The following is a 13,070-nucleotide window of genomic DNA, read 5'->3' on the forward strand; positions in this document are numbered from 1 at the left end:
CCGACGACCACTGACGACGACGAGGGACGGGCGAGCGCGTGGCCGAGGCGGCAGAGACCCAGGAGACCCCCTCCGCTGCTGCCTGCCGGTGGTCCCGGCACCTTGCGACGCTCCTGACGGGCGTGGCGCTGCTGCTCGGCCTGGTGCAGCTGCCGGCGGCGCCGGCGGCCCGCGCCGAGTCCTCGGCGGCCCGCCCGGTGGACGTCTCCGTCCACACGCTGACCCCCGCAGCGCCGAAGCAGGACGACACGCTCACGGTCTCGGGCACCGTCACCAACACCGGCGGCTCGGCGGTCACCGACGCGCACGTCGGCCTGCGGGTGGGCAGCCAGATCAACAGCCGGGTCGACGCCGACGAGACCGGCAGCCGGTCCCCGTCGGGCACCGACGGCTCCGAGATCGGCAAACATACCCAGAAGATCGACAAGCTTCCGCCGGGGGCCGCCCGCGACTTCAGCATCTCGCTGCCGGCGAAGGACCTGGACCTCAGCCGGGACGGGGTGTACCAGCTCGGCGTCTCGCTGTCGGGGCGCACCGCGGACCAGGGCTTCGAGCGGGTGCTGGGGATCACGCAGACGCTGCTGACCTGGCAGCCCTCCGCGATCGAGGGCAAGAAGACGAAGCTCACGTTCCTGTGGCCGCTGATCTCCGCGACGCACCTCACCGCCCGGACCGAGTCCGACCAGCAGCAGACGCCGATCTTCCCCAACGACGACCTGGCCGCGGAGCTGGCCCCGGGCGGCCGGCTGCAGCAGCTGGTCGCGCTGGGCAAGGACCTGCCGATCACCTGGGTGATCGACCCGGACCTGCTCGCCACGGTCGAGGCCATGACCAAGAGCTACCGGGTGGGCGGTCCGGACGGGAGGACCACCCCGGGCCGGGGCCAGGCGGTCGCCAAGCAGTGGCTCAGCCAGCTGCAGACCGCCGTCGCCGGCGACCAGGTGGTGGCGCTGCCGTTCGGCGACCCCGACCTCGCGTCGCTGGCCCACCACGGCAAGGACGTGCCGGGCTCCCTGAGCCACCTGCAGTCCGCCACGGAGCTCGCCTCGACCACCGTGGACACCATCCTCGGCGTGAAGCCGCGCACGGACTTCGCCTGGCCCGTCGACGGCGCCGTGGACTCCTCGATCATCGACGTCGCCACTTCGGCCGGCGCCCACAACGTCATCGCGCGCAGCGACAGCTTCCGCGACCGGACGTCCTACAGCCCCACCGCGGCCCGCCAGATCGGCAGCGGCAACACCGCCGTCGTGGCGGACGCCCGGATGTCCACCGGCTTCCAGGGCGACCTCGTCCGCGCCGGCGAGTACTCGCTCGCCGTGCAGCGCTTCGTCGCCCAGAGCCTCCTGGTGAACCGGCAGGCGCCGGACAACGAGCGCAGCATCGTCGTGGCGCCGCAGCGCATGCCCACCGCGAGCCAGGCCCAGGCGATGGCCGCGGCGATCAAGGGCCTCTCGGACAACCGCTGGACACAGCCCGTCAACCTGGGCGACGCGGCCGCGGCCAAGCCGGACCCGGACGCGAACCAGCAGGTCCCGGGCACCGGCTCGTACCCCGAGTCGCTGCGCGAGCAGGAGCTGTCCACCAAGGCGTTCCAGGAGATCCAGAAGACCCAGTCCACACTGGACGGCTTCAAGGTGATCCTGACCTCGCAGGACCGCGTGGTGACGCCCTTCGGCAGCGCGATCATGCGGGAGATGTCGACCTCGTGGCGCGGCGACCGCAAGGGCGCCGCCGAGTTCCGCGAGGCGGTGCAGTCCTATCTGTACGGGCTCACCCGCCGCGTGGAGCTGATCAAGAAGTCCGACGTCACCCTGTCCGGGCGCAGCGCGACCATCCCCATAACGGTCCACAACGGCCTGCTGCAGGGGATCGAGGGGCTCCACCTGGTGCTGGAGTCCAGCCAGACCAACCGTCTGCAGGTCGACCGCTCCCAGCCCGTGAAGATCAACGGCGGGCAGAACCAGTCGGTGAAGTTCGAGACCCGGGCCAATGCCAACGGCCCGGTGCGCGTGACGGCCCGGCTCTACACGGCCGAGGGCCAGCCCTACGGCGACCCGGTCGTCTTCACTGTGCATGTCACGTCCATCACCCCTATGGTTCTCCTCGTCATCGCCGGTGGTGTGCTCCTGCTGGTCCTCGCGGGGCTCCGCATCTACATCAAGCGGAAGCGGTCCGCCGCCCGTACGACCGAGGGCGGGGAGCCCGGGGCGGACGGCGAGGGCCCGGGCGACGGAGGCCCGGGGGACGACCGGCCCGCGCGGCCGGGTGACCCGGCCCCGGACACCGGATCGCATGACACGGAGCCATCCGGCTCGGGTGAGAAAGTGGAACGTTGACGCTTAGTGGGGCCGGCCGGCCGCGGACGATGAGGTGGGGTAGCGATGAACGCGCCGTACGACGGTGACCGCGGGCAGGGCGCGGGTGGTGAGCCGCGGGGTCAGTACCCGCCGCCCCCGGCTCCCCCCGGCACGCCCCGCCAGGGCCCGTACGCCCAGGATCCCTACCTGCGGGACGCCTACGCCTCCGAGCCCTACCCGGGGCACGACCCGGCCGCGCAGGACCCCGTGGACGAGGCCCTGTACGACCGCTCCGCCCACCCGGCGCCGCCCGGCGCGTACCGCAACACCTACCCGCAGCAGCAGCCGGGCGCCGGGGCGTGGCCTCCGGCTCCGTCCGGCCCGTCCGGTCCGGCGGGCTTCCCCGCCCACGGCGACGACGACGCGACCAAGCAGTTCGCCGCGGTGGACGGCTTCGACCGCCAGGGCGACGGCGGCCCCCGGCGGGACGCCTTCGCCCACCTCTACCGCGACCAGCAGCAGCCCTACGAGCCGCCGCGGCCGCCGGGGCAGCAGATCCCGGCACCGGGGCAATACGGCGCGCAGCCCCCGAAGGGGCCGGTCGCGCCCGAGCCCTCGCCGGAACCCGAGCAGCCCGCCGCGCCGCAGGCCAAGGGTGGCAAGGCGGCGAGCGTGCTGAAGTCGAGCGCGCTCATGGCCGCCGGCACGATGGTCTCCCGCATCCTGGGCTTCGGCCGCAACCTCGTCATGGCGGCGGCGATCGGCGTCAGCACGCTCAACGACGGCTACCAGATCGCCAACACCCTGCCGACCATGATCTACATCCTGGTCGCCGGCGGCGCGCTCAACGCCGTCTTCATTCCGCAGCTGGTGCGGGCGATGAAGAACGACGAGGACGGTGGAGAGGCATACGCCAACCGCCTGCTGACCCTCGTCGTCGTGCTGCTCGCGGGTGTCACCACCGTCTGTGTGCTGGGCGCACCGCTGTTCATCCAGATGATGTCGCCGACCATCGCCGACGATCCCACCCGGATGGACGTGGCGGTCGCCTTCGCCCGCTACTGCGTGCCGACCATGTTCTTCATGGGCGTGCACGTCGTCATGGGACAGATCCTGAACGCGCGCGGCCGCTTCGGCGCGATGATGTGGACCCCGGTCCTGAACAACATCATCATCATCGCGACCTTCGGCTCCTTCATCTGGGCCTTCGGTCCCGCGTCCTCGACCGACATCACCTCGGCCACGATCACGCCCGAGGGTGTCCGGCTGCTCGGCATCGGCACGCTGCTGGGCCTCGTCGTCCAGTCCCTGGCGATGCTCCCCTACCTGCGTGACGCCGGCTTCCGGATCCGCCCCCGCTTCGACTGGCGCGGACAGGGCCTGGGCAAGGCCGCGGGCCTGGCCAAGTGGACGTTCTTCTTCGTCCTCGCCAACCAGCTCGGTCTGATCGTCGTCAGCCAGCTCGCCACCAAGGCGGGCTCACTCGCGGAGCAGGCCGGCCAGAAGGGCACCGGCATCACCGCCTACAACTTCGCACTGCAGCTCTGGCAGATGCCGCAGGCCATCATCACCGTCTCGGTGATGACCGCGGTGCTCCCCCGGATCTCCCGCGCCGCCCACGACGGCGACGCCTCCGCCGTCCGGGACGACCTCTCCCACGGGCTGCGCACCTCGGCCGTCGCGATCGTGCCGTGCGCCTTCGCGTTCCTGGCCCTCGGCGTCCCCATGTCGACACTGATGTTCGGCAGCGGCTCGGGCACGAACGCCGCCACCAACATCGGCTACATCATCATGGCCTTCGCCCTCGGCCTGATCCCGTACTCCGCGCAGTACGTCATCCTCCGCGGCTTCTACGCCTACGAGGACACACGCACCCCCTTCTACAACACGGTGATCGTCGCCGCCGTCAACGCGGCCGTCTCGTTCCTGAGCTACCTCGTCCTGCCGTCCCGCTGGGCCGTCGCCGGCATGGCCTTCTCCTACGGTCTCGGCTACGCCGTCGGCGTCGGTGTCGCGTGGCGCCGCCTGCGTACCCGCCTCGGCGGGGATCTGGACGGCTCACGCGTCGTGCGGACGTACGCCCGCCTCGCCGGTGCGTGCATCCCCGCGGCCCTCGTCGGTGGGGCCGCGGCCTACGGCATCACGCAGGTCCTCGGCCAGGGCGTGCCCGGTTCGCTCGCCTCCCTGATCGGCGGCGGTCTGGTCCTGATCGGCGTCTTCTACATCGCCGCGAAGCGGATGCGGATCGAGGAGCTGACGGCCATGGTCGGTATGGTCCGCGGGCGACTCGGACGCTGACGGGAGCACAACCTTCGCCCGCCGCCGTGTGTCGTGCATAGCGCCGGACTGTGGGCACAATTGTCTTGGCTGTGGACAGCGTGCAACGGATGGGGAGGCAGGAACGACGGTGGCAGAACGGAGCACAGCTGCCGTCGACGTGGCAGGCAACAGCGGCGGCAAGCCGCTGACCGCCAAGGCGGGCAAGGCCACGGCCGACGGGGCGGAGGCCGCGATCAAGGCCGGCACCCACAAGGACAGCGGGCGCGCGGACGGCAAGAAGGCCGCCCGCGACGCCCAGACCACGCCCGAACTGCACAGCGGCCACAAGCTGGCCAGGCGGTACCGCCTGGAGGAGTGCGTCACCCGTCTGGAGGGATTCAGCAGCTGGCGTGCGGTGGACGAGAAGCTCCGCCGCGCCGTGGGCGTCCACCTGCTGCCCGCCGACCACCCGCGCGCCCGCCCCGTCCTCGCCGCCGCCCGCTCCGCCGCCCTCCTCGGCGACCCCCGCTTCGTCCAGGTGCTCGACGCCGTCGAGGAGAACGACCTCGTCTACGTCGTCCACGAATGGCTCCCCGACGCCACCGAGCTGACCAACGTCCTCGCCTCCGGTCCCATGGAGCCGCACGACGCCTACCAGCTCGTCAGCCAGGTGTCCCAGGCCATGGCCGCCGCCCACCGCGAGGGCCTCGCCCACCTGCGCCTGCACCCCGGCTCGGTGCTGCGCACCGGCACCGGGCAGTACCGCATCCGCGGCCTGGCCGTCATGGCGGCGCTCCGCGGCATCACCTCCGACCGCCCCCAGCAGACCGACACCGAGGCCATCGGCGCGCTCCTGTACGCCGCGCTCACCCAGCGCTGGCCCTACGAGGACAGCGCTCACGGGCTGCCCGGCCTGCCCAAGGGCGTCGGCCTCATCGCCCCCGACCAGGTCCGCGCCGGCGTCCACCGCGGCCTCTCCGAGCTCGCCATGCGCGCGCTCGTCCACGACGGCTCCACCTCGTCGCGGCAGGAGACGCCGTGCACGACCCCGGAGGAGCTGTCCAAGGCCGTCGCCGCCATGCCACGCATCCGGCCCCCGGAGCCGTCCTTCACCACGCCGCCGGGCGCCTATCCCCGCCCGCACGCCTACGGCCAGCAGCCGCCGCACGGTGTCGGCGCCACGGGCCCCATGGCGGTCCCCCCGCCGCCTCCGCTGCAGGGCCGTACGGGCCGGGCGCTCAAGTGGAGCGTCGCCGCCCTGCTGATCGCCGCCCTGGGCCTGGCCAGCTGGCAGCTCGCCGACACGCTCCTCAAGGACGGGCAGGAGGACCGCCCGCAGATCTCCGAGTCGACGGGCGACGACGGATCGAAGCCGACCGGGGAGCCGATCGAGATCCACGACGCGAAGGAGTACGCGCCGAAGGGCAATGCGCAGAGCCCGGAGCGGGTGAAGAACACCTACACCAAGTACGACTCGCCTGATCAGGCCTGGCGCTCGCGCACGTACAACGAGGGCCCCTCCCTGGAGCAGTACAAGGGCGGCGTCGGCATCGTCTACGACCTCGGCAAGAAGCAGCAGCTCAGCTCGGCGGACATCAAGTTCCTCTACGAGGGCAAGTACACCGAGGTGTCGCTCTACGCGGCGAAGTCCCTCTCCGGCACCGCGCCGCTGAGCTCGATGAAGCAGCTCACGACCGAGAAGACCGAGACCGATTCGATAAAGCTCTCCCTCAAGGAGCCGGTCAAGGTCCGGTACGTCGTCCTGTGGATCACGGCAGCGCCCTACTCTGGCCCTGACGCGACGACCTATGCCGGGGACGGATACAAGCAGGGCATCAACAACGTGAAGTTCACCGGCTGACGTTCGGAACGGACCTCAGGGGGAGGGCTCGACGGTGGACGACGTCCTGCGTGACGGCCTCAGCGATGCCGATCTCCTCGCCCGGCATGTCGCCGGTGACCCCGACGCCTTCGGCGAGATCGTGCGCAGACACCGTGACCGCCTCTGGGCCGTCGCCCTGCGTACCCTCGGCGACAGGGAAGAGGCCGCGGACGCCGTGCAGGACGCCCTGGTCTCCGCCTACCGCGCCGCGCACACCTTTCGCGGGCAGTCCGCCGTCACCACGTGGCTGCACCGCATCACCGTCAACGCCTGTCTGGACCGGGCGCGCAAGGCCGCGTCGCGGCGCACCGCCCCGCTGGCCGAGACCGAGCGGCTGGAGCAGCTCATCGAGCCCCATGAATCCGCGGCCGCGCCCGCGGAGCGCGGGGACCTGCACCGGGAGCTGCTGCAGGCCCTGGCCACGCTCCCTGCCGACCAGCGCGCCGCCCTCGTCCTGGTGGACATGCAGGGCTATCCCGTCGCCGAGGCGGCCGAGGTGCTGGACGTCCCCGTCGGCACCGTGAAGAGCCGCTGCGCACGGGGGCGGGCACGGCTTCTGCCGATCCTCACCCATCTGCGTCCCGGTGGCAGGGGTAGCCCACCGCTCGACGGGGGAAGGAACCGGTCGCAGGGGGCGTCCGTCCCACCACCGGCAGGACAGAGCGACGCAGATCCAGTGAAGGGCGGAGGTGGGCGAGCGTGACTTCGATGACCGGCACGGATGGGCACCCGGAGGTCGCGGAGATCTCCGCGCTCACCGAGGGGGTGCTCTCGCCGGCACGCACCGCGGACGTACGGGAGCACCTGGCGGCGTGCGAGCTGTGCGAGGACGTACGCAGCTCGCTGGACGAGATCCGGGGGGCGCTCGGGACGCTGCCCGGCCCGCCCCGGATGCCGTCGGACATCGCGGGCCGCATCGACGCCGCGCTCGCCGCCGAGGCACTGCTGGACTCGACCACGCCGCCGTTCGGTGTGCCTGTTTCCCATGTCGCAGTCTCTGTTTCACGTGAAACGGAGCGGGGGGAGGAGGAGGCGAAGAGAGAGCAGGGAACGGCAGCCTCGGTTACACGTGAAACGGTCGACCGGCCCCACGGCCGCCCCCGCGCCTCCACAGGCCCCGGCCCCGGCATGACGGCACCGCCGTCCCGCAAGCCCCGGCGCTCACGCGTCCGCCGCTGGCCCGTCGTGCTCCTCGGCAGTGCCTGTGCCGCCGCCGTGCTCGGCGTGGGCGGCCTCTTCCTGCAGTCCGGCGGGACGGACGCTCCCACGGCGTCGCCCTCCAAGGACCGCGCGAGCAGTGTGCCGGCGCCCCAGCTCGGCTCCGGTGAGCTCTCGGCGCGGGTGCACGAGCTCCTGAAGCCCCTGTCCTTCGGCCCCACCGAGCCCCGGGGGAAGACCGCCGAGGCCGACGGGGACGCGCCCAACAGGACGCTGAGCGCCCCGGGCGGTACGGCGCCCTTCTGCGTCCGACAGGGCATCGGTCGCCCGGAGCAGGCCCTGGCCTCCGAGCCGGACACCTATCAGGGTGAGGACGCCTACCTCGTCGTCCTGCCGCACCCGGGTGACACCGCGCTCGTCGACGCCTATGTGGTCTCCGCCACCTGCGTCGACGCGGGCTCCGCGACACCGGGCAAGGTATTGCTGACCGAGACGCTGTCACGCCTCTGATCTCTCCCGGCCGCAGCAGGCACCCGCGGGAATGCCTGCCCCGTAGGATCCGTTGGGTGGGGTGAACCCCTCAAGGACCGAGACAGCAGTCGGCAGACAAGGAAGACTCCGTGAGCGACGTCCGCAACGTGATCATCATCGGCTCCGGGCCCGCGGGCTACACGGCCGCGCTCTACACCGCCCGCGCCTCCCTGAAGCCGCTGGTCTTCGAGGGCGCCGTGACCGCCGGTGGTGCCCTGATGAACACCACCGATGTCGAGAACTTCCCCGGCTTCCGTGACGGCATCATGGGCCCGGACCTCATGGACAACATGCGGGCGCAGGCCGAGCGCTTCGGCGCCGAGCTGGTCCCGGACGACATCATCGCGGTCGACCTGAGCGAAGAGATCAAGACCGTCACGGACTCCGCCGGCACCGTCCACCGCGCCAAGGCCGTGATCGTCACGACCGGCTCGCAGCACCGCAAGCTGGGCCTGCCCCGCGAGGACGAGCTCTCGGGCCGCGGTGTCTCCTGGTGCGCCACCTGCGACGGCTTCTTCTTCAAGGACCACGACATCGCCGTCATCGGCGGCGGTGACACCGCGATGGAGGAGGCCACCTTCCTCTCGCGGTTCGCCAAGTCCGTCACCGTCGTCCACCGCCGTGACACCCTGCGGGCCAGCAAGGCCATGCAGGAGCGCGCCTTCGCCGACCCGAAGATCTCCTTCGTGTGGGACAGCGAGGTCGCCGAGATCCACGGCGAGAACAAGCTCTCGGGCCTGACCCTGCGCAACCTCAAGAGCGGCGAGACCTCCGAGCTGCCGGTGACCGGCCTGTTCATCGCGATCGGCCACGACCCGCGCACCGAGCTCTTCAAGGGGCAGCTGGAGCTGGACGACGAGGGCTACCTCAAGGTGGACGCCCCCTCCACCCGCACCAACCTGACCGGGGTGTTCGCCGCCGGCGACGTCGTGGACCACACCTACCGCCAGGCCATCACCGCCGCCGGTACCGGTTGCTCCGCGGCGCTGGACGCCGAGCGCTTCCTCGCCTCCCTCTCGGACAGCGAGCACGTGCGCGAGCCCGAGAAGACCCCCTGATCCTCCCCCTCCCCCCCGGCCCCACGCAGAAAGAAATAAGGAGACCTCCGTGGCTCTCAAGTCTGTGACCGACAAGACCTTCGACGAGGACGTCCTCAAGAGCGACAAGCCCGTGCTCGTGGACTTCTGGGCCGACTGGTGCGGTCCGTGCCGCCAGATCGCCCCCTCCCTGGAGGCGATCGCGGCCGAGTACGGCGAGAAGATCGAGATCGTCAAGCTCAACATCGACGAGAACCCGGGCACCGCCGCGAAGTACGGTGTGATGTCGATCCCGACCCTGAACGTCTACAAGGGTGGCGAGGTCGTCCAGACCATCGTCGGTGCCAAGCCGAAGGCGGCTCTGGAGCGCGAGCTGAGCGACTTCATCCACGCGTAAGGGTCATCCACGCGTAGGCGTGGATCCGCGCGCAGGCTTCGTCCGCGCGTGAGGATCACTCTCCGGGCGGCCGGTGTGTTTCACGTGAAACGCACCGGCCGCCCGGCGTTTCACGTGGAACAACGACTACAGCGGCCGCAGGGCCGGCTCCTTCTGCACGGCACCCAGGAGGCGGTCCAGCGCAAGCTCGACGTCCTCCTTCCAGGAGAGCGCCGACCTGAGCTCCAGCCGCAGCCGCGGATAGCGGGGGTGCGGGCGCACCGTCTTGAAGCCGACGGCCAGGAGGTGATCGGCCGGCAGCACACAGGCCGGTTCCTTCCAGCGCGCGTCGGCAAAGGCCTCAATGGCCTTGAACCCCCGCCGCAGGACATCCTTCGCGGCGGTCTGCACCATCATCCGGCCCAGCCCCTGGCCCTGGAATCCCGGGGTCAGCCATGCCGTCATCAGCTGCACCGCATCCGCGGCCACAGGGCTGGTGGAGAAGGCGGCGGACCGGGGGACATAGGCGGGCGGCGCGTAGAGCACGAAACCCACCGGGACCTCGTCGACGTAAGCCACCCGGCCGCAGGATCCCCACTCCAGCAGGACGCCGGAGATCCAGGCTTCCTTCTCCAGCTCGGGCCGTCCCGCCTTCAGCGCGGCCTCACCGCTGACCGGATCGAGTTCCCAGAAGACGCAGGAGCGACAACGCTGGGGGAGGTCCGGGAGATTGTCCAGCGTGAGCGGTACGAGCCGACGCCCCATGGAGCCTTTTCCTCACTTCCGTCGCGTGCTGCCATACTCCGGGCGGCGCTCAGCGCACTCCGCTCCTGGAGGAGGCTGCCGACGAATCCGCCGACTGCTCCCAGGCCGAGGCCTGTTGCCACCAGTCCGGTCCGGCTCACCCATCGCATGGCCCCGCCCCTCCGCGAACTGTGTCAACGTGGTTGCGCCATACCCCAACGCATCGTATCCGTGCGTGGATTGAGCGAACAGCAGGACAAGGCAAAGGGCGGGTCGTGTTCCACGTGAAACACAACCCGCCCTGAGGCGCGGTGCTGCTCGGCCCTCTCTCCGGACCGTACGGTCAGCCGCTGCGGTCAGCCCTCGTTTGCGGTCAGTCCTCGTCCTCGTGGGAGAGCTTCTGCTCTATCACCCGGCCCTCGCCCGGGGCGAGCGTGCCCAGGATGCGCTCCAGGTCCTCCATCGAGGCGAACTCGACGACGATCTTGCCCTTCTTCTGCCCGAGGTCGACCTTCACCCGGGTCTCGAAGCGGTCCGACAGCCGGGTGGCCAGGTCGGTCAGCGCCGGGGAGACCCGGGCGCCGGCGCGGGGGCCCTTGGGCTTGGAGGAGCGGCGCTTCTCCGGGTCCATCAGCTTCACGGTCTCCTCGACCGTGCGCACCGACAGCCCCTCGGCCACGATTCGCGTGGCGAGCTTCACCTGCTCCTCGGGGTCGGTCACCCCGACGAGAGCCCGGGCGTGACCGGCCATCAGCACGCCGGAAGCGACCTTGTTCTGCACCTCCGGCGCCAGCTTCAGCAGCCGCAGCGTGTTGGTCACCATCGAACGCGAGCGCCCGATCCGGCCGGCCAGCTCGTCATGCGTGCAGTTGAAGTCCTTGAGGAGCTGGTCGTAGGCGGCAGCCTCCTCAAGAGGGTTCAGCTGAGCCCGGTGCAGGTTCTCCAGCAGCGCGTCGAGCAGCAGCTTGTCGTCTTCGGTCGCCCGGATGATGGCGGGGATCCGCTCCAGGCCTGCCTCACGGCAGGCACGCCAGCGCCGCTCGCCCATGATGAGCTCATAGCGCTCGGGGCCCAGACGCCGGACGACGACGGGCTGGAGCAGTCCCACCTCGCGGATGGAGTGGACCAGCTCGTCGAGGGGCCCCTCGTCGAAGTACACCCTCGGCTGCTTCGGGTTGGGCTTGATCGCATCCAGCGGCAGCTCGGCGAAGTGCGCCCCGGCCACCGTCTCCACCGGCGCCTCGGCCACGGCCTCGGAACGCAGCGCCTCTGCATCGGTTTCACGTGAAACGGTGAAGTCCTTCACCGGCAGCGCGGTCACCTTGGAAGCTGCCACCCCCCGCTCCGGCGCGAGTACCGGTACCGCGGTGGGGGACGTGGCGTCGGGCCCCCCGGCGGGGCCGGCGCTCTCCGATGCCTTCGGCGCCGCTGGAATCAGGGCACCGAGCCCACGGCCCAGTCCTCTACGTCGATCGCTCACTGCAGCCCCTCCGACATGCTGTGCTGGTCTTGCTGTTGCTGGCGGCCCACCAGGTGAGCCCTACTGCCGTCGTAACGTACGCCGACCCCCCGCAGCGCGATCTCCCGGGCTGCCTCCAGATACGAGAGCGCTCCGCTGGAGCCCGGGTCGTACGTCAGAACCGTCTGTCCGTAGCTGGGCGCCTCGGAGATCCGGACGGAGCGGGGAATGCTGGTCCGCAGCACCTCGTGACCGAAGTGGGTGCGCACTTCCTCGGCCACCTGGGAGGCCAGCCGGGTCCGCCCGTCGTACATCGTCAGCAGGATCGTCGAGACGTGGAGCTGGGGGTTGAGGTGCCCGCGCACCAGCTCGACGTTGCGCAGCAGCTGGCCGAGGCCCTCCAGGGCGTAGTACTCGCACTGGATGGGGATCAGCACCTCCGCGCCCGCGACCAGGGCGTTGACCGTCAGCAGGCCGAGCGAGGGCGGGCAGTCGATCAGGATGTAGTCCAGCGGCTGCTCGTAGGCCTTGATCGCGCGGTCCAGCCGGCTCTCGCGGGCGACGAGCGAGACCAGCTCGATCTCGGCGCCCGCCAGGTCGATCGTGGCGGGCGCGCAGAAGAGCCCCTCCACGTCGACGACCGGCTGCACCACGTCGGCGAGCTTCCTGCTGTCCACCAGGACGTCGTAGATCGACGGCACCTCGGCGTGGTGGTCGATGCCCAGAGCCGTCGAGGCGTTGCCCTGGGGGTCGAGGTCGATGACCAGCACACGGTTGCCGTGGAGAGCCAGCGAGGCCGCCAGGTTCACGGTCGTCGTGGTCTTGCCCACGCCGCCCTTCTGGTTGGCGACCACCATGACCCGGGTCCGCTCCGGCCTGGGCATCGGGGGAGGGGGTGTTTCACGTGAAACCGAGCTCAGGGCGCCGGCCGGGGGTTCGGGGGTTGTCCCCCGAGAGTCGTCCACAGCAGGTGAAACAAGCTCCATCCCGGATTCGGACTCGGCGGGGCGGGGACCGGGGACCGGATCGGCCATCGGCCCCGCGATATTGGCGTCGGACCGCAAGGATTCACTCTCCTCGACATCAGGCTCGCGATGGACAGAGCCTGCCATGCTTTCGGGGTTGTGAACCAGCGAGGCCCGTTCTCCTGTGGATGAATCCAGCATTCCTGTGGATACATCGGTGTGCTCGGTCGTCCGCTGGCCGCGCGGTACAACCGCGCGGCCCCGGTCGATGATTCCCTGCAGCAAGGAGCGTCGTTTCACGTGAAACACGATGCAGCGCACGCTCTGCCACGCGGCGGCGACACTCCGCTACAGGTAGG

General features: G+C 70.7%; 10 protein-coding genes. 7 read left to right on the forward strand and 3 right to left on the reverse strand.

The annotated features are described in order from the left end of the window. Positions 1–38: 38 nt before the first annotated feature. The 7 genes from ACFPP6_RS11860 to trxA all read left to right on the forward strand — a co-directional run bounded on the left by ACFPP6_RS11860 (position 39) and on the right by trxA (position 9,564). Entirely contained in the window at positions 39–2,339 is a 2,301-nt protein-coding gene (locus tag ACFPP6_RS11860; RefSeq protein ID WP_382040039.1) for a DUF6049 family protein, read from the forward strand. Between the two features lie 45 nt (positions 2,340–2,384). Beyond that, a complete protein-coding gene (gene murJ / locus ACFPP6_RS11865; protein ID WP_382040042.1) occupies positions 2,385–4,598 on the forward strand; it encodes a murein biosynthesis integral membrane protein MurJ in 2,214 nt (737 codons plus the stop codon). A 109-nt stretch (positions 4,599–4,707) separates the two neighbouring features. Further along, positions 4,708–6,420, forward strand: a complete 1,713-nt coding sequence (locus ACFPP6_RS11870; protein ID WP_382040045.1) for a protein kinase family protein — start codon at positions 4,708–4,710, stop codon at positions 6,418–6,420. 34 nt (positions 6,421–6,454) lie between these two features. Further along, positions 6,455–7,144 carry an RNA polymerase sigma factor SigM gene (gene sigM, locus ACFPP6_RS11875; protein WP_382040048.1) on the forward strand — a complete coding sequence of 230 codons (690 nt, stop codon included), beginning with the start codon at positions 6,455–6,457 and terminating at the stop codon, positions 7,142–7,144. 5 nt (positions 7,145–7,149) lie between these two features. Continuing rightward, the gene (locus tag ACFPP6_RS11880) at positions 7,150–8,109 is read left to right on the forward strand and encodes an anti-sigma factor (RefSeq protein WP_382040051.1); all 960 of its coding nucleotides are present in this window, start codon (positions 7,150–7,152) and stop codon (positions 8,107–8,109) included. Between the two features lie 110 nt (positions 8,110–8,219). Continuing rightward, positions 8,220–9,188: a thioredoxin-disulfide reductase gene (gene trxB / locus ACFPP6_RS11885; protein WP_382040054.1), complete on the forward strand. Its 969-nt coding sequence runs from the start codon at positions 8,220–8,222 to the stop codon at positions 9,186–9,188. A 49-nt stretch (positions 9,189–9,237) separates the two neighbouring features. Beyond that, positions 9,238–9,564: a thioredoxin gene (trxA, locus tag ACFPP6_RS11890; protein ID WP_382040057.1), complete on the forward strand. Its 327-nt coding sequence runs from the start codon at positions 9,238–9,240 to the stop codon at positions 9,562–9,564. 126 nt (positions 9,565–9,690) lie between these two features. Here trxA and ACFPP6_RS11895 read toward each other — a convergent pair whose 3' ends face one another. The 3 genes from ACFPP6_RS11895 to ACFPP6_RS11905 all read right to left on the reverse strand — a co-directional run bounded on the left by ACFPP6_RS11895 (position 9,691) and on the right by ACFPP6_RS11905 (position 12,858). Continuing rightward, on the reverse strand, positions 9,691–10,308 hold the full coding sequence (locus ACFPP6_RS11895; RefSeq protein ID WP_382040060.1) for a GNAT family N-acetyltransferase: 618 nt from the start codon (positions 10,306–10,308) through the stop codon (positions 9,691–9,693). Between the two features lie 352 nt (positions 10,309–10,660). Further along, positions 10,661–11,767: a ParB/RepB/Spo0J family partition protein gene (locus ACFPP6_RS11900; protein ID WP_382040063.1), complete on the reverse strand. Its 1,107-nt coding sequence runs from the start codon at positions 11,765–11,767 to the stop codon at positions 10,661–10,663. After that, positions 11,764–12,858 (reverse strand): ParA family protein, encoded by a 1,095-nt coding sequence (locus tag ACFPP6_RS11905; protein WP_382040066.1) that lies wholly within the window; start codon positions 12,856–12,858, stop codon positions 11,764–11,766. Before ACFPP6_RS11905 ends, ACFPP6_RS11900 begins: the two co-directional genes overlap by 4 nt. Between the last annotated feature and the right edge of the window lie 212 nt (positions 12,859–13,070).

Origin of the sequence: Streptomyces aureoversilis (assembly GCF_042657885.1) — a bacterium.
Lineage (GTDB): Bacteria > Actinomycetota > Actinomycetes > Streptomycetales > Streptomycetaceae > Streptomyces > Streptomyces aureoversilis.

Excerpts from the sequence above, each read along its gene's own strand:
- murJ (WP_382040042.1), top strand. The coding sequence starts at position 2,385 with ATGAACGCGCCGTACGACGGTGACCGCGGGCAGGGCGCGGGTGGTGAG.
- ACFPP6_RS11880 (WP_382040051.1), top strand. The coding sequence starts at position 7,150 with ATGACCGGCACGGATGGGCACCCGGAGGTCGCGGAGATCTCCGCGCTC.
- ACFPP6_RS11895 (WP_382040060.1), bottom strand. The coding sequence starts at position 10,308 with ATGGGGCGTCGGCTCGTACCGCTCACGCTGGACAATCTCCCGGACCTC.
- ACFPP6_RS11905 (WP_382040066.1), bottom strand. The coding sequence starts at position 12,858 with ATGGCAGGCTCTGTCCATCGCGAGCCTGATGTCGAGGAGAGTGAATCC.